Origin of the sequence: Streptomyces sp. SID8374 (assembly GCF_009865135.1) — a bacterium.
In the GTDB taxonomy this organism is placed as follows: Bacteria; Actinomycetota; Actinomycetes; order Streptomycetales; family Streptomycetaceae; genus Streptomyces.
Map to the genome: position 1 here is coordinate 1,551,645 of NZ_WWGH01000002.1, position 23,093 is coordinate 1,574,737.

19 protein-coding genes are annotated in these 23,093 nt (G+C 74.1%); 11 read left to right on the forward strand and 8 right to left on the reverse strand.

Annotated elements, in window-relative coordinates; translation table 11 throughout:
- The first annotated feature begins 35 nt into the window (after positions 1-35).
- From GTY67_RS30245 to GTY67_RS30270, 6 genes are all read left to right on the forward strand, one after another.
- On the forward strand, positions 36-2,051 hold the full coding sequence (locus tag GTY67_RS30245) for a prolyl oligopeptidase family serine peptidase (RefSeq protein ID WP_161281644.1): 2,016 nt from the start codon (positions 36-38) through the stop codon (positions 2,049-2,051).
- Positions 2,052-2,068: 17 nt separating this feature from the next.
- Entirely contained in the window at positions 2,069-2,995 is a 927-nt protein-coding gene (locus GTY67_RS30250; RefSeq protein ID WP_161281134.1) for an LD-carboxypeptidase, read from the forward strand.
- A 219-nt stretch (positions 2,996-3,214) separates the two neighbouring features.
- On the forward strand, positions 3,215-4,972 hold the full coding sequence (locus GTY67_RS30255) for a CocE/NonD family hydrolase (RefSeq protein WP_161281645.1): 1,758 nt from the start codon (positions 3,215-3,217) through the stop codon (positions 4,970-4,972).
- Between the two features lie 137 nt (positions 4,973-5,109).
- Positions 5,110-5,349, forward strand: a complete 240-nt coding sequence (locus GTY67_RS30260) for a LapA family protein (protein ID WP_161281135.1) — start codon at positions 5,110-5,112, stop codon at positions 5,347-5,349.
- A gap of 59 nt (positions 5,350-5,408) precedes the next feature.
- Positions 5,409-6,008 (forward strand): GNAT family protein, encoded by a 600-nt coding sequence (locus tag GTY67_RS30265; protein WP_161281136.1) that lies wholly within the window; start codon positions 5,409-5,411, stop codon positions 6,006-6,008.
- 42 nt (positions 6,009-6,050) lie between these two features.
- Positions 6,051-6,950, forward strand: coding sequence for an arginase family protein (locus GTY67_RS30270; RefSeq protein ID WP_161281137.1), 900 nt, complete (start codon positions 6,051-6,053; stop codon positions 6,948-6,950).
- A gap of 22 nt (positions 6,951-6,972) precedes the next feature.
- On the opposite strand, the gene GTY67_RS30275 is transcribed toward GTY67_RS30270, so the two are convergent.
- The 3 genes from GTY67_RS30275 to GTY67_RS30285 all read right to left on the reverse strand — a co-directional run bounded on the left by GTY67_RS30275 (position 6,973) and on the right by GTY67_RS30285 (position 9,858).
- Complete coding sequence (locus tag GTY67_RS30275) at positions 6,973-7,326, reverse strand: VOC family protein (protein ID WP_093693784.1); 354 nt, start codon at positions 7,324-7,326, stop codon at positions 6,973-6,975.
- Between the two features lie 111 nt (positions 7,327-7,437).
- On the reverse strand, positions 7,438-8,247 hold the full coding sequence (locus tag GTY67_RS30280; RefSeq protein WP_093693783.1) for a methyltransferase domain-containing protein: 810 nt from the start codon (positions 8,245-8,247) through the stop codon (positions 7,438-7,440).
- A 105-nt stretch (positions 8,248-8,352) separates the two neighbouring features.
- The gene (locus GTY67_RS30285) at positions 8,353-9,858 is read right to left on the reverse strand and encodes a bifunctional phosphatase PAP2/diacylglycerol kinase family protein (protein ID WP_093693782.1); all 1,506 of its coding nucleotides are present in this window, start codon (positions 9,856-9,858) and stop codon (positions 8,353-8,355) included.
- Positions 9,859-10,124: 266 nt separating this feature from the next.
- Here GTY67_RS30285 and GTY67_RS30290 point away from each other — a divergent pair, with 266 nt between their 5' ends.
- Positions 10,125-11,330 carry an aminotransferase class I/II-fold pyridoxal phosphate-dependent enzyme gene (locus tag GTY67_RS30290; RefSeq protein ID WP_161281138.1) on the forward strand — a complete coding sequence of 402 codons (1,206 nt, stop codon included), beginning with the start codon at positions 10,125-10,127 and terminating at the stop codon, positions 11,328-11,330.
- 13 nt (positions 11,331-11,343) lie between these two features.
- Here the strand turns inward: GTY67_RS30290 and GTY67_RS30295 are convergent, their stop codons facing one another.
- Both GTY67_RS30295 and GTY67_RS30300 read right to left on the reverse strand, forming a co-directional pair.
- A complete protein-coding gene (locus tag GTY67_RS30295; RefSeq protein ID WP_161281139.1) occupies positions 11,344-11,994 on the reverse strand; it encodes a DedA family protein in 651 nt (216 codons plus the stop codon).
- On the reverse strand, positions 11,991-12,773 hold the full coding sequence (locus GTY67_RS30300) for an MBL fold metallo-hydrolase (RefSeq protein WP_176727599.1): 783 nt from the start codon (positions 12,771-12,773) through the stop codon (positions 11,991-11,993). The genes GTY67_RS30295 and GTY67_RS30300 overlap by 4 nt, the downstream gene beginning before the upstream one ends.
- A gap of 275 nt (positions 12,774-13,048) precedes the next feature.
- Here GTY67_RS30300 and GTY67_RS30305 point away from each other — a divergent pair, with 275 nt between their 5' ends.
- Entirely contained in the window at positions 13,049-15,256 is a 2,208-nt protein-coding gene (locus tag GTY67_RS30305) for a phage holin family protein (RefSeq protein ID WP_161281646.1), read from the forward strand.
- 144 nt (positions 15,257-15,400) lie between these two features.
- Here the strand turns inward: GTY67_RS30305 and GTY67_RS30310 are convergent, their stop codons facing one another.
- From GTY67_RS30310 to GTY67_RS30320, 3 genes are all read right to left on the reverse strand, one after another.
- Positions 15,401-16,450, reverse strand: a complete 1,050-nt coding sequence (locus GTY67_RS30310) for a LacI family DNA-binding transcriptional regulator (protein ID WP_093693778.1) — start codon at positions 16,448-16,450, stop codon at positions 15,401-15,403.
- Between the two features lie 33 nt (positions 16,451-16,483).
- Complete coding sequence (locus GTY67_RS30315; RefSeq protein WP_161281140.1) at positions 16,484-17,089, reverse strand: DUF305 domain-containing protein; 606 nt, start codon at positions 17,087-17,089, stop codon at positions 16,484-16,486.
- Positions 17,090-17,173: 84 nt separating this feature from the next.
- Complete coding sequence (locus tag GTY67_RS30320; protein WP_093693776.1) at positions 17,174-18,112, reverse strand: DUF1996 domain-containing protein; 939 nt, start codon at positions 18,110-18,112, stop codon at positions 17,174-17,176.
- A 256-nt stretch (positions 18,113-18,368) separates the two neighbouring features.
- Between GTY67_RS30320 and ligA the strand changes: the two genes are divergently transcribed.
- The 3 genes from ligA to GTY67_RS30335 all read left to right on the forward strand — a co-directional run bounded on the left by ligA (position 18,369) and on the right by GTY67_RS30335 (position 23,092).
- Positions 18,369-20,663, forward strand: coding sequence for an NAD-dependent DNA ligase LigA (ligA, locus tag GTY67_RS30325; protein ID WP_237502953.1), 2,295 nt, complete (start codon positions 18,369-18,371; stop codon positions 20,661-20,663).
- 420 nt (positions 20,664-21,083) lie between these two features.
- Positions 21,084-21,863 carry a rod shape-determining protein gene (locus GTY67_RS30330; RefSeq protein ID WP_343238814.1) on the forward strand — a complete coding sequence of 260 codons (780 nt, stop codon included), beginning with the start codon at positions 21,084-21,086 and terminating at the stop codon, positions 21,861-21,863.
- 602 nt (positions 21,864-22,465) lie between these two features.
- Positions 22,466-23,092 (forward strand): hypothetical protein, encoded by a 627-nt coding sequence (locus GTY67_RS30335; protein ID WP_161281141.1) that lies wholly within the window; start codon positions 22,466-22,468, stop codon positions 23,090-23,092.
- Position 23,093 lies beyond the last annotated feature (1 nt).

Below are 23,093 nucleotides of genomic sequence, written 5' to 3' on the forward strand. Positions count from 1 at the left end.
TGTCGTTCGACCGGACCCTGGGGGGGACCTCCACCGTGAACACCGTGCCCGAAGCCCCGTACGGCTCCTGGCCGTCGCCGATCGACGCGGCCCTCGCCGCCTCGCACGACGGCCGCCCCGACCACCTCTCCACCGTCGGCGACGAGGTGTGGTGGACCGAGCCGCGCCCGGCCGAAGGCGGGCGCCGGGCCCTGGTGCGCCGGCGCCCTGACGGCACCACGGCCTCCGTGCTGCCCGCCCCGTGGAACCCGCGCAGCCGGGTGATCGAGTACGGCGGACAGCCCTGGGCGGGCGCGGTGCGCGAGGAGGGCGGGCCGCTCGTCGTCTTCGTCCACTTCGCCGACCAGCGGCTGTACGTGTACGCCCCCGACGGGCCGGACGCGCCCCGGCCGCTGACCCCGCTCTCGGACGTCGGCGGCGGGCTGCGCTGGGTGGACCCGCAGGTGTGCCTGGACCGGGGCGAGCAGGGCGAAGTCTGGTGCGTCCTCGAGGAGTTCACCGGTCCCGGGCCGACCGATGTACGCCGGGTGGTCGCCGCCGTACCGCTGGACGGCTCGGCCGCCGAGGACCGCTCCGCCGTACGGGAACTCTCCAACGGCAGCCACCGGTTCGTCACCGGCCCCCGGGTCTCGCACGACGGGCGGCGGGCCGCCTGGATCGCCTGGGACCACCCCCGGATGCCGTGGGACGGCACGGTGGTGATGCTGGCGGACATCACGGAGACCGGTGAATTCACCGGTGTACGGCCCCTGGTGGGCGATGTCGACGAGTCGGTCTGCCAGATCGAGTGGGACCGCGACGGCAGCCTCCTGTTCGTCTCCGACCTCGCCGACTGGTGGGAGCTCCAGCGCATCCGCCCCGACGCCGTGGCCGGGGGAGTGGTGCCCAGCAGCCGTCTGCTCCCGCCCCGGGGCGAGGAGTTCGGCGGGCCGCTGTGGAAGATCGGGCTGCGCTGGTTCCACCCGCTGGAGAACGGGCTCATCGCCGTCCTGCATGGCCGGGGCTCCCAGCGGCTCGGCATCCTCGACCCGGAGACCGGCGAACTCGCCGACGTCCCCGGACACCGGTCCACCTGGGCCGACACCCTCGCCGTGCACGGCAGCCGGGTCGTCGGCGTCGCGGCGGGGCCGCGCACCGGCTACGAGGTGGTGGAGCTGGACACAGCGACCGGGCGCACCCGCGTCATCGGATCGGCCCACCACGACGCCGTCGACCCGGCCTACCTCCCCGTACCGCAGGACCGGACGTTCACGGGCTCCGACGGCCGCGAGATCCACGCCCACATCTATCCGCCGCACAGCCCCGAACGCACCGCGCCCGAGGGGGAACTGCCCCCGTACCTCGTCGCCGTGCACGGGGGCCCCACCGGACACGCACCGCTCGTCCTCGACCTGGAGATCGCCTACTTCACCTCGCGCGGCATCGGGGTCGCCGTCGTGAACTACGGCGGCTCCACCGGCTACGGCCGCCGCTACCGCGAACGGCTCCGCGAACAGTGGGGAGTTGTCGACGTGGCGGACTGCGCGGCCGTCGTCGACGCCCTGGTCGCGGAGGGCGCGGCCGACCCCGGCCGGCTCGCGGTCCGGGGCGGCAGCGCGGGCGGCTGGACCGCCGCCTCCTCGCTCATCTCCACCGACCGCTACGCCTGCGGCACGATCCTCTACCCGGTCCTGGACCTGAAGGGCTGGTCGACGGAGGGCACGCACGACTTCGAGTCGCAGTACCTGGAGTCCCTGATCGGACCGGCCGCCGAGGTGCCCGAGCGGTACCGCGAACGCGCGCCGATCAACGGCACCGACCGGCTCACCGCCCCGTTCCTGCTGCTCCAGGGGCTGGACGACCTGGTCTGCCCGCCCTCCCAGTGCGACCGGTTCCTGGCCGCCGTCGCGGGGCGGGGCGTGCCGCACGCGTACATCGCCTTCGAGGGGGAGGGGCACGGGTTCCGGCGGGCGGAGACCCTGATCCGGGCACTGGAGGCCGAACTCTCCCTCTACGTACAGACGTTCGGTATCGACCGGAGTGATGTGGCGCCGCTGGAGCTGAAGAAGTGACGCCGGTTCCTTCGCGGATGGCTCCCTTGATCCGCTCGTCCCGGCTGCGCCCCGGCGCGCGGGTCGCCGTCGTCGCGCCCAGCGGGCCCGTCCCCGCCGACCGGCTGGAGGAGGGGCTCGGGACGCTGCGCGACTGGGGCCTGGAACCGGTCGTGGCACCTCATGTCCTCCACGTACACCCGGAGTTGGACTATCTGGCGGGGGCCGACGCGGACCGGGCGGCCGATCTCCAGGCGGCCTGGTGCGATCCGTCCGTGGACGCGGTGTTCTGCGCCCGGGGCGGGTACGGCGCCCACCGGATGGTGGACCTGGTCGACTGGGCGGCCATCCGGGACGCCGGGCCCAAGGTGTTCGTCGGCTACAGCGACATCACCGCCCTGCACGAGGCGTTCGCCCTGCGGGCCGGATTCGCCACCCTGCACGGACCGATGGTGGCCACCGAGGCGTTCCTGAAGGACGCGGCCACCCGTGAGCACCTGCGCGCCACACTCTTCGAGCCGGAGAAGGTCCTGACCCTCGGCCTGGACACGGCCACCGCCCTGATCCCGGGGCGGGCACACGGGATTCTGTACGGGGGCTGCGTCAGCCTGCTCGCCGCCGCCACCGGCACCCCGCACGCCCGGGGCGGCCTCCTCGTCATCGAGGACACCGGGGAGGAGCCCTACCGCCTCGACGGCATCCTCACCCGGCTGCTGCGCTCCGGCGCCCTGGAGGGGGTCTCCGGGGTGGTCTGCGGCTCCTGGCAGGAGTGCGGACCGTACGAGAAGATCCGCGCCGTGCTGGCCGACCGGCTCGGCCCGCTCGGGATACCCGTGATCGAGGAGCTGGGGTTCGGCCACGGCCCGACCGCGCTGACGGTCCCGCTGGGGGTGCCCGCGGTACTCGACGCCCCCGCGGACGGCGGCCGTTGCACGCTGACCGCCGAGGTCCCAGCGCTCCTCTAGGGGGTGTCCGGCGGACCCGGTCAAGATCCGCCGGACACCCCCTGGGCCCGGGCGCTCCAAGTCCGCCCCGGGCCTCCTTGTGTGAAGGTCCGTCAACAACCGCTGTCCTGACCGTTGACACGGCTATGACACGTGTCACAGCATGAGCGCGACCCAATACTTACCGGTCGGTAAGGTGTCCTCGGTGTGGAGGTCTTCGTGTCAGGTGCTGTTTCCAGCTTGCGCAACCCGCTCGTCGCGGTCGCGGCGGCTGCCCTCGCCGCCCCCCTCGTCCTCTCCGGCCCGGCCCACGCCGAGGCCGCCCCGTACACCGTCACCCCGCTCAAGTTCACCGTCCAGGCGGGCGGCCGCTCCTGCGTGGTCGACGCCGACCTCTACCGCCCCGCCGGCGTCGACGCGGAGAGCCCCGCCCCCGCCGTCCTCGCCACCAACGGCTTCGGCGGCAGCAAGTCCGACGGATCGACCGACGCCATCGGCAAGGCCGTCGCCGCCCGGGGCTACGTCGGCCTCGTCTACTCCGGCCTCGGCTTCGGCAAGTCCGGCTGCCTGATCACCCTGGACGACCCCGCCATCGACGGAAAGGCCGCGAGCGGGCTCCTCGACTTCCTCGGCGGCACCCGCGCGGCCGACGACGGCACCCGCGCGGACTACGTCGTCCGGGACGACGAGGGCGACCCGCGCGTCGGCATGATCGGCGGCTCCTACGGCGGCGCCATCCAACTGGCCACCGCCTCCACCGACCCCCGCGTCGACGCCCTCGTCCCGCTCATCACCTGGAACGACCTCGCCTACGCGCTCGCCCCCAACAACACCGGGGCGCGCACCGGTGTCACCTCCGACACCCCCGGCGTCTTCAAGTGGCAGTGGACCAACGGGTTCTACCTGATCGGCGAGGGGCAGCCGCTCCTCAATCCGAGCCTGGACCCCTCCCGTTTCAACCGGCTGGACTGCCTGCACTTCGCCGCCCAGGCCTGCGAGACCATCCGCCTCCTCAACTCCGGCCGCTACCCGGCCGACAAGGCCGACGCCATGCTCGCCTACGCGCGCAGCGTCTCGCCCGTCTCCTACCTCGACCGGGTCAAGGCCCCCACCCTGATCGTCCAGGGCCAGGCCGACAGCCTCTTCAACCTCAACGAGGCCACCGCCACCTACGACACCCTCAAGGCGCAGGGCACCACGGCCAAGATGATCTGGCAGTCCTGGGGCCACAGCGGCGGCCAGGTCCCCGGCGAACTCGACCTGAGCGAAGGCAATCTGGAGACCAGCTACGTCGGTCAGCGGGTGCTCGCCTGGTTCGACCGGTACCTCCAGAAGAAGACGGAGACCGACACCGGACCCGAGTTCGCCTACTACCGCTCCTGGCAGAGCGGTTACGGCACGGCCGCCGAACTGCCCGCTCTCTCGCAGAAGATGTACCTCTCGGGCGACGGCAAGCTCGTCGACAACCGCTCCAAGGTGGTCCGCGGCAGCCGCCAGTACACCAACTGGCTTGTGCCGAGCAGCCATTCGGAGAGCTCCATCGCCCCGCTGATCGGACTGCCCGACCCGAAGCCGTACGACACCAAGGGCACCTACCTCGGCTGGCGCACCGCCCCGCTCACCGCACCGGTCGACGTGGTCGGCGCCCCGAAGGCCACGCTGAAGGTGGTCTCCCCGAAGGCGGAGCGGGTCCAGAACAGCGGAGACGCCTCCGACAAGCTCGTCCTCTTCGCCAAGGTGTACGACGTCGCCCCCGACGGCACCAGGACCCTGGTCAACCGGCTCGTCTCACCGGTCAGGGTTCCCGATGTCACCCGGCCCTTCACGGTGGAGCTGCCCGGCATCGTCCACCGGTACGAGAAGGGGCACCGGCTGGAGTTCGTGATCGCCGCCAGCGACACCGCGTACTTCGGCAACCGGGGCATCAAGCCCGTCACCGTGGTGAGCGCCCCCGAGGACACCGGCGTACTGGAACTCCCGGTGGTCCCGGCCGGCTGAGACCGCCCCCTTCACCCGAACGGTCCAACACCACCGCCCCCCGGACCCGGCAGCGAGCCATGCTGGGGACCCCGGGGGGCGGCCGCGTGGCACGACGGACGGGCCGGACGCGAGTGGCGAGCGGAAGGACCGGACCCATGAGCCCCAAGGACGTCACGAGCGGCGGCAGGCGCGGCACCGGGCTGTGGACCCCGGGGCGCATCGCCGTCGGCGTGCTGGTCGTACTGGTCATCGTGTTCATCTGCGTGAACACCAGGACGGTCACCATCCGGGTGCTGATCCCCGAAGTGACCATGCCGCTCTGGCTCGCCCTGCTCGCGATGTTCCTCATCGGGCTGGTCTGCGGCGGCTACCTGTTCCGCCGCAAGGGCCGGTGACGCCGGAGGCCGGGGGGACCCCGCCCGCCGGCCGTCCGTACCCGTCGTACGCTGGGACGATGCCCGATCCGAACGGTCACAGGACGCCGACGTCCCCGTATCTCGCCGAAGGCCCGCGCACGGGTCTGCGCCGCTTCACCGAGGCCGACGCGGCGGAGTTCACGGCCCGCGCCCGGGAGAGCCGCACCCTCCACCGCCCCTGGCTCTTCCCGCCGGAGCGGGCCGACACCTACGCCGCGTACGCCGAGACCCTCGCCCGGGACCCGGCCCGCGAGGGTTTCCTGATCTGCGAGCGAGGCGAAGGCGGCGAGGGTGGTGAAGGCCGGGCTGAGGGGGCCATCGCCGGGTTCATCAACATCAACAACATCGTCCTCGGCGGCTTCCGCTGCGGCGCCCTCGGCTACGGGGCCTTCGCCCACGCGGCCGGGCGCGGTCTGATGGGCGAAGCGCTCGGCCTCGTCATGGACCTGGCCTTCGGGCCGCTCGGCCTGCACCGCCTGGAGGCCAACATCCAGCCCGGCAACGCGGCCTCCATCGCGCTGGTCCGGCGCGCCGGATTCCGGCTGGAGGGGTTCTCGCCCGATTTCCTCCACATCGACGGAGCCTGGCGGGACCACGAACGCTGGGCGATCACCGCACCGGCCGCCGAAGCCTCGTAACCCCCTTGAGGGCATGTGGGACCGGCGGCGAGGATGGGGCGCATGCGTACCATCGTGGTTCTCGACGCTCCCTCCAACCTGGGCCTCCGGCCTCCCGCCCCCGGCACCGTCCCGGGCTGCTACAAGCTGGCGGGCGCCCTGCGCGAGCAGCGGATCGTGCAGCGGACCGGCGCGCTGGAAGGCGGAGTGGTGGTGCCGCCCCGCTACGACCGAGGGGACTGGCAGGAGGGCGACGGGGTCTTCAACGCCGCCGCCATCGCCCGGTACACCCGCACCCTCGCCGACCGCATCGAAGGACACGTACGGGCAGGGGAGTTCGCCCTCGTCCTCGGCGGCGACTGCTCCATCCAGCTCGGCGCCACCCTCGCCCTGCGCCGCCTCGGCCGGTACGGGCTCGCCGCCGTCGACGGGTCCGCCGACTTCCGGCACCTGGGCAACAGCGACCGGATCGGGGCGGCGGGCGGGGAGGAGCTGGCCATCGCCACCGGGCGCGGTCAGGCGGACCTCAGCGACCTCGAAGGGCTCCGGCCCTACCTCAAGGACGAGGACGTCCGCCTCTTCGGCATGCGGGACGAGGACGGGGACCAGGCCGAGCTGGCCGCGCTGAAGATCCCCCACGCGACCGTCGGCCAGATCCGGGAGTGGGGCGCCGCCGAGCTGGCCCGCGCCGCTGTGGAGAGCCTGGAGACCCCCGCCCTCGACGGCTACTGGGTCCACCTGGACGCCGACGTCCTCGACCCGAGCGTCATGCCCGCCGTCGACAGCCCCGACGACGGCGGCCTCATGCCCGACGAACTCGCCCCGCTGCTGCGTACGTTGGTCTCATCCCCGCGCTGCGTCGGGCTCAACGTCACCATCTACGACCCGGACCTCGACCCGGACGGCACCGCGGGCGCCCTGCTCGCCGACCTCGTCGTCGGAGCGCTCGCACCACCTGCCTGACGTGCCGTCCCGGGCCGGTAGGTCAGACGGCCACGTTCCGGTCGACGTACTCGAAGACCGAGCCGTCCGGGTGCAGCGCGATCAGGTTGCGGCCCGCCGGGGTCGGCACCGGCCCCGCCACGATCCGCGCACCCGCCCGGGTCAGCGCCGCGTTCGCCTCGTCGACGTTCTTCACGGCGATGGTCGCGCTCACCTTGCGCAGCACCTCCAGCTCCGACTCGGGCCCGCTCATCAGCAGGAAGCAGCCGATCGCGGCGACCGACACCCCGCCGCGCTCGAAGCGCTGGGCCGGGGTGCCTGTCAGTCCCTGGTAGAAGGCGACCGCGGCCTCCAGGTCGTCGACGCAGATACGCAGCGTGGTTCCGAGGATCTCCATGCGTACGAGGGTAGTTGGCGCCCGCCGCGCGTGTGATCGATTCGGGTCCGATCCGGCCCTGTTCCGGTCCGCCGGAATCCGGGGGCGCAGCGCCGGGGGCTGCCCCGCCGCTCACCCCCGGCAGAGCACCTCGCCGTGCGGGACCATGAACCAGCCGTCGCCCTCCTCGCCCCAGCCGCGCCAGGTGTCCGCGATGGCCGTCAGCTGCTCGGTGCTCGCATGGCCGCCCCGTACCGCCAGTTCGGCGTAGACCGAGTCCGTCGTACGGTCCGCCCACAGCCCGCTCCACCAGGCGCGGGTCTCCGGGGTGGCGAAACACCAGGCGGCGGCGGTCGGGGTGATGTCGGTGAACCCGGCCTCCCGCGCCCAGGAGAGCAGCATCCGCCCGGCGTCCGGCTCGCCGCCGTTGGCGCGGGCCACCCGCCGGTACACCTCCTGCCACTCCGTAAGCCCGGGCGTCTCCGGGTACCAGGCCATCGCCGCGTAGTCGCTGTCGCGCGCCGCGACCACCCCGCCGGGCCGGCAGACGCGCCGCATCTCGCGCAGCGCCTGGACCGGGTCGCCCACATGCTGGAGCACCTGGTGGGCGTGGACGACGTCGAAGGAGTCGTCGGGGAAGTCCAGTGCGTGGACATCGGCGACCGCGAACTCGACGTTCTCCAGGCCGCGTTCGGCGGCCACCGCGGCTGCCTGCTCCAGGATCCCGGTCCCGGTGTCGACGGCCGTCACCCGGCCCGGCGCGACCAGCGCCGCCAGGTCGGCGGTGATGGTGCCGGGCCCGCAGCCGACGTCCAACACCGCCATGCCGGGGCGGAGTTCACCGAGCAGATAGCCCGCCGAGTTGGCGGCGGTCCGCCAGCGGTGCGAGCGCAGCACCGACTCGTGGTGGCCGTGGGTGTAGACGGCGGTCTCTTTCGGCATGGCGGCGTCCTTTCTCGGAACGGCGGTTGCGCGCTCCGACCACCGTACGCCGCCATGTCGGATGGTGAGATGGGTGTCTTGCGATGCGGACGGCGGGGGTGGTGGTCAGACGTGCATCGGGCAGTAGACCGTCAGCGCCTCCGGCAGCTTGTCGATGAGCAACTCGGTCCCGGAGTGGGCCACTTCACCGTCGTACGCGTACGGAGTCCCCGGAGCCAGCCCGGCGATCCGCACCCGGCGCCGCCGCACCGCCGCGTGGGCGGGGGAGCGGGTCAGCGGGCCGGCCACCGCCGCCGCCAGCAGGCGGAGCGCCGGGCCCCGGCCGCCGTGCACCACCCTCACGTCCAGCAGCCCGTCCGCCAGGTTGTGGCGCCGGCCGGGTGCCGGGCCGACCCGCTGGAAGAGGCCGTTGCCGACGAAGAGCAGCCACAACGGGCGCTTGCGGCCCTGGAGTTCGGCTTCCAGGGGGCGCTGGCCGCGCAGTACGTGGAGGGCGGCGAGCACCCCGGCCGGCCAGCCGCCGATCCGGGGCGACCAGTGTTCCCGGGTCCGCACGAGCTCCGGATAGGCGCCCAGGCTGAACGCGTTGAGGAAGTAGCCGTCGGCCCCGTCGGGTCCCTTCGGGCCCGGGCGGAACCTGCCCAGGTCGACCTGTATGGCGTCGCCCGCCGTGAGCGCGGCCGCCGCCTCCTGGACCGTCTCGATGCCCAGGTCGTAGGCGAAGTGGTTGAGCGTCCCGCCGGGGAAGACCGCCAGCGGCATCCCGTGCGTCGCCGCGACGGAGGCCGCCAGATTCACCGTGCCGTCGCCCCCGCAGACGCCCAGGGCCTGGCCCCGGCCCGCTGCCTTCTCCATGGCGGTGGAGAGGTCGGCGGGCGCGCACTCGACCACCTCGGCCAGCGGCAGCACCTCGCGCACCATCGACGCGGTCGCCGTCGCCGTGCCGGAGGCCTCGTTCACCACCACCACGAGCCCTTTGCCGCCGGGCAGCGCGGGCGCCTCACCGGGCGGGCGGCCGGGAGCCGGGAGCTGACCCCGGGTGGGGACGACCCCGCGCAGGGCGAACGCGGCTCCTATGCCGAGGGCGGCCCCGGCCAGCACATCGCTCGGGTAGTGGACGCCCGTGTAGACGCGGGAGGCGGCCACCGCCACCGCCACGGGGGCGACGACCGCGCCCCAGCCCCTCGACTCCAGGGCGACGCCGGTGGCGAAGGCCGCGGCGGAGGCCGCGTGGCCGGAGGGGAAGGACGTGGTGATCGGCTGCCGCTTGAGCTGCCGCATGACCGGCACCTGATCGAGTATCGGCCGCTGCCGCCGGACCGCGCCCTTGCCGACGGTGTTGATCGCCGCCGAGGCCACGGCCAGCGACGCGACCCCGCGCAGCGCGGCCCGGCGGGAGCGCGCGCTGGAGCCGAGGGCCGCGATACCGACCGCCGTCCCGAACCAGAGCAGCCCGTGGTTGGCGCTCCGGCTCAGCTTGGGCAGCAGGGGGTCGGCGCCCGGCCAGTGCCGGTCGGCGACGCTGTGGAAGACGGCGAGGTCCCGTCCTTGCAGCCAGTTCCGTACCTTTCCCACGGCAGGGGAGGAGGAGGACGTGTTCGGTGACGACATGGGCGACATGGCTCAGCGAATACCCGGCCTCGGGCCGATGAACCAGCAGGCGCGCTGAGAGCCTCGCCACGCGTCGCCGGTCACCGGCACAACGGCCCGGCCTCGCCCGGGTGCGCAATTGGGCGGGCGGCCCGGTCCGAACCTCCGTATAAAGGGCCCAAGAGCGCCCCGGACGCAGAAAGGGTGCCAAGAGCGCCCCGGAGCACAACGGGCCCGGAGAGCGCCCCGGAGCCGTAGAAGCGGCGGTGGCGGCGGAGGAGGCCGGAATGCACGAGGACCACGGGCCCGTCCGCTACGGGCCTCCCGCCCCCGACCCCGGCCTCCCGGTCCTCCCCGGACTGGCCGCCGTCCTGGCCGCCGCGGCGGACCGCACCCGCCCCGAGCCGCCCGGCGGCGGCCACGGCCTGCGCGAGGCGGCCTGCGCCTACTGGGCCCGGCGCGGGCTCCACGGCGGCCCGGAGAACATCGTCGCCGCCCCCGGCGGCCAGCCGCTCCTCCTCGCCCTGATCGCCGCCCACGGCGGCGACGTCCTGATGCCCCGCCCCTGCCCGGCCACCTGGATGCCGCAGGCCCGGCTGCTCGGGCGGCCCGCCTACCAGGTGCCGACGCCCGCCGAGTGCGGGGGCGTCCCCGACCCGTACGCCCTGCTGGAGACCGTGCGCCGGGTACGGGCCGAGGGCGGGCGGCCGAAACTGCTGGTGCTCTCCGTCGCCGACGACCCCACCGCCACCGTCGCCCCGCCCGAGCTGGTGCGGGAGGCCTGCGAGGCGGCGGTCGGCGAGGGGATGCACATCATCAGCGACGAGACCTGGCGCGACACCGTGCACCGGCCCCGCGACACCGTCCTGCTCAGCCCCGCCGAGATGTGCCCCGACGACGTCACCGTGATCAGCGACCTCTCCGGCGCGCTCACCCCCGCCGCCTGGCCGGTCGCCGTCGCCCGCTTCCCCGACACCGCGCGGGCGGCCGTACGCCGGGCCCGCACGCTGGACATCCTCACCGCGCTGGGCGCCCTGGTCGCCGGTCCCCTCGCGCCCGCCGCCGCCCACGCACTCGGCGAGCCGGAGGCCGTACGGGAACGGATCCGGCAGGCCGCCGGGCTCCAGGCACACGTGGCCGCCGCCGCCCACCGCGCCGTCCTCACCTCGGGCGCTCTGGCCCGCCCCCCGCAGGCGGGCCGCCACCTCTACGCGGACCTCGGCCCGCTCCGCCCCCGGCTGGCGGAGCTCGGCGTCACGGACTCCATGGAGCTGGAGGAGTACCTCACCGACCGGCTCGGCGCCCCCACCCCGGGGGGCCACCGCTTCGGGGACGAGCTGGGCGCCCTGCGCGTACGCCTGGGCACCGGACCCCTGCTGGGGACCACGCCCGAGGAGCAGCGGGTGTCCCTGACGGCGGCGGAACCGCTGGAGCTGCCGCATGTGGAGCGGGCGCTGAGCGCGTTCGCGGCGGCCTTCGGGGAGCTGCGGTGAGCCTCCGGCGACGTCAGCTTGTCGCGTCGCCCGTCCCGTGCCCGAACCGCCCGCGCACCCTCCGCCACACCGCCGGAGCCCCGCTGATCACCAGGGTCAGCGCCACCGCCGCCACCACGCCCTGCCACGGCTCCGGGAAGAGCGAACCGCCCAGGATCCCGATCAGCTGGTACGTCGCCGCCCACGCCAGACACGCCGGCACATCGCCCCGGGCGAACGTCTTGAGCGGCATCTTCCCCAGCAGGCAGGCCAGCATCACCGGGATCCGCCCGGCCGGCACCAGCCGGGACAGGATCAGCACCGTCCCGCCGTGCTCGTCCAGCTTCTCCCGCGCCTGCGCGAGCCGCTCCGGCGCGGCCCGGCGCGTGAGCGCCTCCAGCCACTTCGAACCGTTCTTCGAGCGCACCCCGCGCTGCCCCAGCCAGTAGAGGCAGACATCGCCCAGGAACGCCGCCCCCGAGGCCACCAGGAAGACGAAGAGCAGCGAGAACGGCGACGACTGGTGGAGCGCCACCACCCCCGCCGAACTCACCAGCGCCCCCGTCGGGATCACCGGCACCAGCGACCCCAGCGCCACCATCAGGAACAGCGTCGGGTAGCCCACGGCCTGCTGGGTCGACTCGGTGGGCAGCGCCCCCACCACCGTTTCGAGCTCCGGGATCACCGGCCGCCCTCCGGCCGGACCCGCTCGCCGTGGGACAACAGGTGCACCGCCACCTCGGGCGCCCGCATGCCCGCCTGCCGGACGAACTCGTCGCCCGGCCCGTGGAACTCGTGCGGCCGCACCCCGTCCAGACCGATCGGCCAGTACGTGCCGAAGTGCACCGGCACCGCCGAGCGCGGCTCCAGCAGCCGCAGCGCCTCGGCGGCCCGGGACGCGTCCAGATGGCCGTGGCCGAGGTACGGGCCCCAGCCGCCCACCGGCAGCAGCGCCACATCCACCGCGCCCACCGCGTCCGCCATCTCGTCGTAGAGCCCGGTGTCCCCGGCGAAGTACGTACGGGCCTCGCCCTCGACCACGTAACCGAGCGCGGGCACCTTGCGCGGCCCGACCGGCAGCCGCCGCCCGTCGTGGAGCGCCGGGACCGCCCGCACCCGCACCTCACCGACCCGGACCTCGTCGCCCGCCCGGACCTCCGTGACGGCGAGTTCCCGCTTCCGGCACAGGGCCCTCAGCCCGGGTACGGCCGCGACCGCGCCGCTCGGCACGATCAGCCGGGTGCCGGGGGCCAGCCGGGAGAGCGAGGGCAGATGCAGATGGTCGGAGTGCAGATGCGAGACCAGCACCACCTCGGCGAGCGCGGCCTGCGGCGGCGGCACCTCGCCCCGGCGGCGGCGCAGATGCGCGAAGCGCCGTACGAAGAGGGGGTCGGTCAACACACGTACCCCGGAGTCCTCGATCGTGCAGGTGGCATGACCCCACCAGGTGACCTCCACCGGCACGTCCCGCCTCCTCGCTCGGCCTCCGCGACCCCATGCCCCGGAGCGGCCCCGCCCACACCCGTACGGAACAGGCGCGGCCCCTACGAGCCTATGCGCCCCCCGGCCTCCACCACGACGGCCCCTGACCGGGGCCGACGCTGTGAAAAGCTGGGGAGCGGGCTCCTGACGTACGGGTCCGCAGTGGAGAAGGCGTGAGGTGGACCGGCGTGGACGAGCGGAGACGGCGTACGCCGGGGTGGCGTACGGCGCGATGGCGTACGGCGGGCGGCGCGCTGATGCGGGTCGTCGCGGTCTGGGCGGTCTCCACCCTCACCATGCTCGCGCTCGCCGGCATCCTGCCCGACTTCCAGCTCCAGTCCGACGACGGCGACACCATCACCCGTACCGCGTTCACGGCGGCCTGGGGCGCGGGCGCGTTCGGCCTGCTCTCCGCGCTGGTGTGGCCCGTCCTCGTCCGGGCCCTGCTCATCGTCCCCGCGCTCGTCCTCGGCGCGCTGGTCTTCTTCCTCAACGGCTCGCTGCTGCTGATCGCGCTGCGCCTCATCCCGGACGGGCGCGGGGACGCCGCCCCGGAGACCGCGGTGGTCGTCGCCGCCGTGATGTCCGCCGTCGCTTCCGCCACCTCCACCGCGCTCGCGGTCCGCGACGACGAGGCCTACCGCCGCAGGCTCTCCCGCCTCGCCGACCGGCGCCGCCGACGCGGCTCCCCGGACATCCTGGGACCCGAGCGCGACGGACCGCCCGGCACGGTCTTCCTCCAGCTGGACGGCGTCGGCCACGACGTCCTGGTGAAGGCGGCGGCCGACGGGCTCATGCCGACCGTCGCGGGCTGGCTCGCCGACTCCTCCGGACACCGCCTCACCCCCTGGCGCACCGACTGGTCCAGCCAGACCGGCGCCAGCCAGCTCGCCATCCTGCACGGCTCCAACCACGACGTCCCCGCCTTCCGCTGGTACGAGAAGGAGACCGGCACCGTCATGGTCTCCAGCCGCCCCGCCAGCGCCTTGGAGATGCAGCGCCGCGCCATCGCCCGCACCCGGGACAGCGGCCTGCTCACCATCGACGGCGCCAGCCGCGGCAACCTCTTCAGCGGCGGCGCCGGACAGCTCGCCCTGGTCCTCTCCATGGCCGCCCGGCGCGGCAAGGGCCGGCGCTCCCGCTCCGGATACTTCGCCTACTTCTCCGACCCGGCCAACGCCGTCCGTACCGCGCTCTCGTTCGCCGCCGAGGTGGGCCGTGAGATCGGCCAGTCGACCCGGGCCCGCCTCCGGCACGTCACCCCACGCGTCAAGCGCGGCGGCCTCTACCCCTTCATCCGGGCCTTCGCCACCGTCGTGGAGCGCGATGTGGTCGTCTCCGCCGTCCTCGGCGACATGTTCGCCGGACGCACCGCCGTCTACGCCGACCTGGTCGCCTACGACGAGGTCGCCCACCACTCCGGACCGCACAGCCGCGACGCCGAGAAGGTCCTCCAGCGCCTCGACCGCTCGCTCGCGCTGATCGCCAAGATCGCCGACCACACCCCGCGTACGTACCGGATCGTGCTCCTCTCCGACCACGGCCAGAGCCCCGGCGAGACGTTCGCCGGAAGGTACGGGCTGACGCTCAAGGACCTGGTACGGGCGGGGTGCGGGCTCCCCGTACCGCGCCGGGCCCGTGGCACGCACAGCGCCTCCGAGGCACGGGACGCGGTCCGCATCGCCCTGCACCGCCCGCCCGCCGAGGTGGAACCGGAGGCGGAGCAGGCGGCCAAGCGCTCCGAACCGATCGTGCTGGCCTCCGGCAACCTCGGCCTGATCTCGTTCCCCGACATCGAGGGGCGCGCCTCGCGCGAACAGATCGACCGCCGCAACCCGGCTCTCCTCTCCACGCTCGCGAACCATCCGGGGGTCGGCTTCCTCCTCGTACGCAGTAAGGAACACGGCTCCGTGGTGCTCGGGCCGGGCGGGACGGAGGTCCCCGTCGCCGAACTGGCCGACGGCGAGGGGCCGCTCGCCGTCTTCGGTACCGGCGCGGCCGCCGCCGTACGGCGCACCGACACCTTCCCGCACGTCGCCGACATCATGGTCAACTCGATGTACGACCCCGAGACCGGCACCGTGCACGCCTTCGAGGAGCAGATCGGTTCGCACGGCGGGCTGGGCGGTGAGCAGTCCCGGCCGTTCCTGCTCTGGCCGCGCGGGATGACGGACCCGCTGGACATCGTGGCCGCGGAGACCGCCGAGGGCGCGCCGATGCCGCCTGGCGGCGGGCTGGTGGGCGCGGAGGCGGTGCACCGGGTGCTGACCCGCTGGCTGCTGGAGTTCTCCGGGCCCCAGGTGCCGGTGCGGGCGGAGGGGTTCACGGGGGCCGCCCGGGCGGACGAGCCGTTCCCGGGGGAGGGGGCCGCCGACGGTCAGGGGCGGGTCGATGTTCCGAGTCCGGACGCGCGGAAACCACCACCGGTGCTCCGCGAGATCCCGCTTCCGGAGTCACGGGGCTGAACGCGCGGCCCTCGGCTCGGCGTCCCCTGGATCAGCAGCCTCGGCTCAGGGCCCTTCGGCTCAACGACCCTGGCTCAGCGTCCCCCGGCTGACCGCCCCGGCTGAGCGACTCCCGGTTCAGGGGCCCGGCTCAGCGTTCTCGGCTCAGGCCGACTGCCGTCGTACCAGCGTCGGCGGGAAGACCACGGAGGGCGAGGGGCCGCCGGGACCGCCGATCTGCTTCAGCAGCAGCCGGGCCATCTCCGCCGCCATCTCCTCCACGGGCTGGCGCACCGTGGTCAGCGGCGGATCGCAGGCGGCGGCCGCGCTGCTGTCGTCGAAACCGACCACGGCCACATCGGACGGTACGTCGCGCCCGGCCCGCTGGAGCACCGGGAGCGCGCCCAGAGCCATCAGGTCCGAGGCGATGAACACCCCGTCCAGACCGGGCTGTTCCGCCAGCAGCCGGCGCATCGCCGCCGCCCCGCCCAGATGCGTGAAGTCACCCTCGGCGCAGGCCACGTCCTCGATGCCGTGCGCGGCGAGGGCCTCCAGGAACCCCGCGAGCCGGACCTGCCCCGCGGGCCGGTCCTGCGGACCCGAGATGGTCCCGATACGGCGCCGCCCCAGCGCGGCCAGATGGTCGGCCGCGAGCCGCGCCCCGGCCTGCTGGTCGACCTCCACATAGGCGAGCGACGACGGCTGCGGCGGGCGGCCCGCGAGCACGGCGGGCAGCCGGGTCTCCTGAAGCAGGCCGGGCAGCGGGTCGTCCGCGTGCGAGGTGACCAGGACGACGCCGTCGACGTGGCCGTGGCGCAGGTAGGAGAGCAGCTGGGTGCGGGACGGCTCGTCGTCCGCCAGCATCAGTACCATCTGGATGCCCGCGGGACGCAGCACTTCGAGGAGCCCGCTGACGACCCGGCCGAAGTAGGGGTCGGAGAACATCCGCCCGGCGAACGGCTCGGAGACCGGACGCCGTTCACGCTCCGAGATCACCAGCGCCACGGAGTCGGTACGCCGGGTCACCAGGGAGCGCGCCGCGCGGTTGGGCACGTACCCGGTGGTCGCCACCGCCTCCTCGACCACGGTGCGCAGGGCGGGGTCCACCGTGGTGGCTCCGTTGATCACCCGCGACACGGTGGCCCGTGAGACACCGGCCACGGCCGCCACGTCCTCCAAGGTCGGGCGTACGGGCGGCTCCACTTCGGCTGTCATGCAGCCCTTTATACCCGCAGCCCAGGGCGCCGGTCAGCCGAGGGCCCGCGCAGCCTCCGGGAGCCCTTCCAGCTCGGTGAGCGCGGCCTCGCGCGCGGTGACCAGGGCGGCGGCCAGCCGCTTGGCGTCGGCCCGGGCGCCCGCGGTGACCTCGGACCGCGACACCTGTGCGGAGTGGCGCAGATGGTCGCGGATCTGGGTCAGGAACAGCCGGTCGAATGCGGCTCCTTCGGCTGCCTTCGCCGCTTCGAGGTCCCGTTCCGTCACCATGCCGGGCATGTCGTGGCCCGCGTGCACATCGGTGTCGGGAAGCCCCATCCGGGCCAGCAGGGGCCGCAGGCGGCCGAGTTCGGCTTCCTGGCCGTCGCGCAGCCGGGTGGCGAAGGCCCGCAGCCGGGGCTCGGTGGCCCGGTCGGCGGCGAGGGTGAGCAGCGCCACCGCCTTCTCGTTCATCGGGGTCATCAACTGGAGCCAGGCGGCGTCGGTGGGGGCGGGGGTGGCCGACGCCGAGGCGGCGGGGCGGGGCGGGGGCTTCGGCGGGGCCTCCGTCGCGGAGGAGCAGCCGGCCGTCGCGGTCAGCCCCAGCACGGCGAGCAGGGTCAGCGCGGCGAGGGGCCTGGCGGGGGTGGAACGGTTCATGGGGTGTCCTGGGCCGGGCGGAGGGCGCCACCCCGGGGCCTGGGCCCCGGGGCGGACACCGGGTGGGAGGCGGGTGACGTCGGATCAGGGAGTGCCGTCGAAGCCGCACTTCACGATGGCGTTGATGCAGTCACGTACGCGCTGCGCCAGCTCCTGTTCCGGCCATACGTTGAAGAAGTCGCCGTGCATCGTGTAGCCGGGGCCCGACGCCAGCCGGAAGCGGGCCGGGTCGCCGTTGACCGGATAGCGCAGCACCTGACGGAGCTTGGGCACCGGCACCGGGTGGGTCGACGGGCACTCGCCGGCCACCGGGTAGGCCATGTGGCTCTTGTGGTTGGGCGAGTCGAGATCCGTACCGTTCCAGCACTGCGGGAAGTCCAGGTAGGACTCAAGCATCGTGCCGGCCGGACAGTTCACGAAGTCCTGCGAGGGGTCGACGTGACCGGCGTGCAGGCAGGACCAGCGGGCGATGGTGTTGTCCGCGGGGCCGGTGGCGACGGCGTTGCCCGCGACGATGCGCAGGCCCTTGGGGAAGGGCTGGATCTGCCGGATGACGTCGTCGCGGACCCCTTCGCCCAGGTAGTAGAAGGTGGTCCCGGTGGGCTCCACCTCCCGGTCGCCGTCGTACAGGGTGGGCACCCAGTACGAGGAGAGGTCGGTGTCGGGCGAGCAGGTCGTGCGGCCTTTCTCCAGGGACTCCAGGTTCGAGTTCCCGTTGGTGGTGTCGTTGCCGAAGAAGCTGTGCATGTGGGAGGCGCCCGGCAGGCCCGGGAAGACGATCGGGTCGTCGGGGGCCCGGTGGGTGTAGGGGCACTCGGCCAGGAACTCGGCCACCCGCACCACGTCGGCGGCCGCCTTGGGGGCGACCTCGGCGGCGGCCCGGTCGGCCGCGGCGTTGCCGACATTGGCCTGGACGAGGGAGACGGCAAGAGCTGCGGCGGCGAGCCCGGCGACTCTGTAGCGCCAGGTGCGGGGGGATCGTCGGCGGCGGTGTTCGCTGCTGTTTCGGTTACGGAAGAGCACGGCACTCCTGTTCGGAAGTGGGGGGAGGTTCCTTGATCGTGAGGTAGAGAGCGCTCTCTCGTTGGAACGTAAGAGCGCCGCCTGTGCATGTCAAGAGAATGCGCAAGCACTGCAACGGGCGGGCCAGTAAGGGTACTTGGGGGTCAGATGGATGGGAGAGCGCTCTCCCTCAAGGCCTCCGGAGTCTGTCGTTCCACTCCGTGGCGGGGAGGCGGTGGCGGGGGCGTTGTCAGTGGTGGACGGCAGGATGGTCACCATGACGAACTCAGCCGCTGTGCTCGCCGATGCCGCCGCCTACGCCGCCGCGGTCGAAGAGGCCTCCCAGGCCGCCGCCGCGTACTACGCCACGGGCGAGAGCACCCTCGACGACGACGCGTACGACCGGCTGGCGCGGGGAATCGCGGCGTACGAGGCGGACCATCCCGACGAGATACTCGAGTCATCACCGACCGGCAAGGTCGCGGGCGGGGCCGCCGTCGGCGACGTTCCGCACACGGTGCCGATGCTCTCGCTGGACAACGTGTTCTCGGCCGAGCAGTTCGTGACGTGGACCGTTTCGCTGGAGCGGCGGATCGGCAGACCGGTCGAAGCCTGGAGCGTGGAGCCGAAGCTGGACGGCCTGGCGGTCGCCGCCCGCTATCGGGAGGGCCGCCTGGAGCAGCTGATCACCCGTGGCGACGGCACGGCGGGCGAGGACGTCTCGCACGCGGCCCCGGCGGTCGTCGGACTGCCCGAGCGGCTGGACGCGCCGGTGACCATCGAGGTGCGCGGCGAAATCCTCATGACGAACGAGCAGTTCGAGCAGGGCAACGCGATCCGCACGGAGCACGGCGGAGCCCCCTTCGCCAACCCGCGCAACGGGGCGGCGGGCACGCTCCGCGCCAAGGACCGGGCGTACCGGGTGGAGACGACCTTCTTCGCCTACGGCGCCCTCCCGCTCGCCGACTCGGGCGAGCTCGCCGCGACCCTGACCGAGCTGCCCCACAGCGAACTTCTCGCGTACGTCGCCGGGCTCGGCGTGCACACGGCCGCGGCCACGGAGGTGGCGCCGCTCCGGGTGACCACCGCGGCGGAGGTGCAGGCGCGGGTGGAGGAGATAGGCGCCCGGCGCGCCGCGCTGCCGTTCGGCATCGACGGCATCGTGATCAAGGCGGACCTCGCGGCCGACCGGCACGAGGCCGGTTCCGGCACCCGGGCGCCGCGCTGGGCCATCGCCTACAAGCTCCCCGCCGTGGAGAAGATCACCCGCCTGCTCGCCGTCGAGTGGAACGTGGGCCGCACCGGCATCATCGCGCCGCGCGCCGTCCTGGAGCCCGTCGAGATCGACGGATCCACCGTCAGCTACGCCACGCTGCACAACCCGGCCGACATCACCCGCCGCGATCTTCGCCTGGGCGACCAGGTCATGGTCTACAAGGCGGGCGACATCATCCCGCGCATCGAGGCCCCCGTCGCCCATCTGCGTACGGGTGACGAGACGCCGATCGAGTTCCCGGCGAGCTGCCCGCAGTGCGGGTCCGAGATCGACACGAGCGAGCAGCGCTGGCGCTGCACGCGCGGCCGCAACTGCCGCCTGGTCGCCTCCGTGTCGTACGCCGCCGGCCGCGACCAGCTGGACATCGAAGGCCTCGGGGCCACCCGGGTCGTCCAGCTCGTCGACGCGGGCCTCGTCACGGACTTCGCCGACCTGTTCACCCTGGAGCGGGAGCAGCTGCTCGCCTTGGACCGGATGGGCGAGACCTCCACCGACAATCTCCTCGCCGCCATCGAGACCGCCCGCACCCGCCCGCTGTCCCGGGTCTTCTGCGCCCTGGGTGTACGGGGGACGGGGCGCTCCATGTCCCGCAGGATCGCGCGGTACTTCGCGACCATGGACCACATCGTCGCCGCCGACGCCGAGTCGCTCCAGCGGGTCGACGGCATCGGCAAGGAGAAGGCCACGGCGGTCGTCGCCGAGCTGGAGGAGCTGGCCCCGCTGATCGAGAAGCTCGTCCGGGCCGGGGTGACGATGACGGAGCCGGGGGCCACGCCGCCGCCGGAGCCCGGCACGGAGGAGGAGGCGGCGGGGACCGGCGCCGAACTGCCGCTGGCGGGGATGAAGGTGGTGGTCACGGGGGCGATGACCGGGGCGCTGGAGAAGCTGTCGCGCAACCAGATGAACGAGCTGATCGAGAGGGCGGGCGGCAAGTCGTCCTCCAGCGTCTCGGCGCGCACCAGCTTGCTGGTCGCGGGGGAGAAGGCCGGCTCGAAGCGGACGAAGGCGGAGGGGCTGGGGATCCGGATCGCGGGGCCGGAGGAGTTCGCGGAGCTGGTCGCGGAGTTCTTGGTGGGGGAGAGCGGGGAGGCTTCGGTGGTTGGGGTGGCCGGGGAGTTGGGTGAGGCCGCTGAGGATGCTGAGTCCGGGAAGGCCGTGGGCGCCGAGGGCGCCGACGACGCCGAGGCCGCCGAGACCGCCGAGACCGTGGAGGCGGGGGAGAAGCCGACCGAGACGGTGAACGGGACGGCCGAGAGCGCGGGCACCGTGGTGGTCGCCGAGGCCGTGGAGGTCTGAGACGGTTCGGCGCCTTCGAATCGGGAGGGAAGTGGCTTTCCCTCACCCGGTATTGCATAGTGATGGCTTGGTCATGCCTCGCTATCAGCGGGCCGATGGGTGCGTGGGCGGCTGCGGGTGGCCGGCCGGGGGTGAGGGGCGATGCGTTCTCCGTACGACGGACAGCGACGCGGTCGTGCCGTCCCCCTGTCAGGTCGGCCCGGTGGCGGGCTCCCCGGCCCGGCGCACCATGACCCTTCGGCCATGCGCGGGACCGTACGGTCCGGCGACGGGCGCGGGCCGCTCGGCGAAGGACCCCGCCCCTCCGGCGAGGGTCCCGGACCGCTTCGTGACGGAAGCGGGGCCGAGGGGCTCGGAACCGGGCGTGGGCCCGGGGCGCTCCGGGTGCGCCACGGACACCGCCGGCTCGGCGGCAGGACCGTGGCCGCCCGGGGACTCGCCCTCGACCTCGGCAGCTCCCGCACCCGGGCCTGGGTGCCCGGCCACGGCCTGGTCACCGGCACCCTCCTCGACAGCGGCGGCCCCTTCGACGGCCCGGACGGGGAGGCCGGGCGGCCCGTCCGGCGCGGGCGCATCGTCGACCCCGAGTCCTGCGGACGGCTGCTCGGCCGCATCGCCGACGCGGCCCTGGGCCCCGACCGCACGGACAGCGTGATCGTCCTCAGCCACCCCGTCCTCGCCGGGGCCGTCCACCGCAACGCCGCGCGGGAGCTGCTCGCCGGGCTGGGGCCCACGCGCGTCCTCGTCCTGAGCAGCGCCCGGGCCGCCGCCGCGTACGCCGGGCCGCACGACGCCGGGCCGCTGCTCGTCGTCGACATGGGCGCCGAGCTGACCGAGGTGACGCTCCTCGTCGGCGGCCGGATCGCCGACGCCCGGCAGGCCGAGAGCGGGCTGAGCGACCTGGACCCGGCGACGCTGCCCGCCACCCTGGTGGCCACGGTCCTCGACATGGTGAAGTCCATGTGGCGGCAGGACCGGAACGGCGCGATCCGCGGCGCCCTGCGCAAGGGCCCGGTGCTCGCGGGCGGTGGGGCGCTGCGCCCCGACGTCACCGATCGCCTCGCCCGGTGCCTCGGCACGCGCGTGCGGCTGGCCGAGGACCCGTCGACCGCCGTCGTCCGTGGCGCCGGACAGATCCTCAGCTCCGTGCTCCGCCACGGAGTGACACCCACCGCCTCCCTGCCCGGCCGACCGAGGTGACCCCGCACCCGGGGCCGCCCCGGGGTACCGCGCTCCGGCCGTGGCAGACCGGCCCGGCGGGGAACTCCCGGAGCGAGCCGATGCTTTCGGCACCTGGCTCCGGGCGCGCGCCGACTGTCCCGACGCACCGGACACCGAGCGTGCCGACCAGCCCGGCGCACGGGGCACCGACCGTGCCGCCCGGTTCGGTGGGTGGGTCCCGGAGCGAGCCGACTCTTTCGGCACCTGGCCGCGGCAGCGTGCCGACCTGCCCGGAGCAGCGGGCACCGGGCGTGCCGACCGCTTCGGCGCACGGGGCACCGGGCGTGCCGACTTTTTCGGTGGGCGGCTTCCCGGGCGCGCCGACTGTCCCGGCGCGTGGCTCCCAGAGTGCGCCGACCCGTTCAGCACCTGGCTCCCAAAGGACGCCGACCGTCCCGACGCACCGGGCACCGACCGTGCTGCCCCGCTCGGTGGGTGGCTCCCGGAGCACGCCGACCGTCCCGACGCACCGGGCACCGAGCGTGCCGCCCCGTTCGTTGGGTGGCTTCCGGAGCACTCCGATCGTCCCGACGCACCGGACACCGAGCGCGCCGACCGGCCCGGCGCACCGCGCCCGGAGCGTGCTGGCCGCGCTGGTGCTCGCCGTCCTCGCCCTGGTCGGTGGCGCCCCCGCCGCAGGCGCCGCGCTGCCCGCCGCCCTCAACAGCCTCGCCTCCATCGCCGCGTACGCGCCGAAGGCCCCGGCGCCCACCCCGCAGACCGACCGCACCGCCCACCCCGGCGGCCCGCACCAGGACCTGCGGCGCACCCGCCCGGCCCCGAGCCCCACCGGCCCCGGAACCGGCGGACGCAACGCCCGCGACCAGCGGCCCGGCCCCAGCCACTCCCACATCCGGCCCGCCCCCAGCCACCCCCACCTCCGCACCAGCCCCGCCCAGCCGCGCGCCCAAGCCCTCCACGAGCGGTCACCGGTCGCCGATCCGAGCCACCAGGCCCCCCGGGCGGGCATCGGGCGCGCTCACCTCATCGGCCACGCGCCCCCGCCGTCCTACGAAGGGCTGCTGACCCGCCCGCCCGGGCCCATCGTGCCGTGCGGCCGGGCCGAGCGAGTCTCCGACGCATCCTTCGCCACGCCCTCCGGCCGCCGGGGTGCCCTGCCCGGTGTCCGTGGTCCTCCGGGCACGAGTGCCGGTCACCCGGCCGGCCACCGGCCCTGCTCTGCCGATCCGGCGTCGCGTCCTCGCTGAG

What these genes read in the sequence shown, in the direction of transcription:
- GTY67_RS30275 (WP_093693784.1), bottom strand. Translation starts at nt 7,326, where the DNA reads ATGGAGATCCTCGGAACCACGCTGCGTATCTGCGTCGACGACCTGGAG.
- GTY67_RS30280 (WP_093693783.1), bottom strand. Translation starts at nt 8,247, where the DNA reads ATGCCGAAAGAGACCGCCGTCTACACCCACGGCCACCACGAGTCGGTG.
- GTY67_RS30310 (WP_093693778.1), bottom strand. Translation starts at nt 16,450, where the DNA reads ATGACAGCCGAAGTGGAGCCGCCCGTACGCCCGACCTTGGAGGACGTG.
- GTY67_RS30305 (WP_161281646.1), top strand. Translation starts at nt 13,049, where the DNA reads ATGCGGGTCGTCGCGGTCTGGGCGGTCTCCACCCTCACCATGCTCGCG.
- GTY67_RS30270 (WP_161281137.1), top strand. Translation starts at nt 6,051, where the DNA reads ATGCGTACCATCGTGGTTCTCGACGCTCCCTCCAACCTGGGCCTCCGG.
- ligA (WP_237502953.1), top strand. Translation starts at nt 18,369, where the DNA reads ATGACGAACTCAGCCGCTGTGCTCGCCGATGCCGCCGCCTACGCCGCC.
- GTY67_RS30250 (WP_161281134.1), top strand. Translation starts at nt 2,069, where the DNA reads ATGGCTCCCTTGATCCGCTCGTCCCGGCTGCGCCCCGGCGCGCGGGTC.
- GTY67_RS30285 (WP_093693782.1), bottom strand. Translation starts at nt 9,858, where the DNA reads ATGTCGTCACCGAACACGTCCTCCTCCTCCCCTGCCGTGGGAAAGGTA.
- GTY67_RS30260 (WP_161281135.1), top strand. Translation starts at nt 5,110, where the DNA reads ATGAGCCCCAAGGACGTCACGAGCGGCGGCAGGCGCGGCACCGGGCTG.
- GTY67_RS30290 (WP_161281138.1), top strand. Translation starts at nt 10,125, where the DNA reads ATGCACGAGGACCACGGGCCCGTCCGCTACGGGCCTCCCGCCCCCGAC.
- GTY67_RS30265 (WP_161281136.1), top strand. Translation starts at nt 5,409, where the DNA reads ATGCCCGATCCGAACGGTCACAGGACGCCGACGTCCCCGTATCTCGCC.
- GTY67_RS30315 (WP_161281140.1), bottom strand. Translation starts at nt 17,089, where the DNA reads ATGAACCGTTCCACCCCCGCCAGGCCCCTCGCCGCGCTGACCCTGCTC.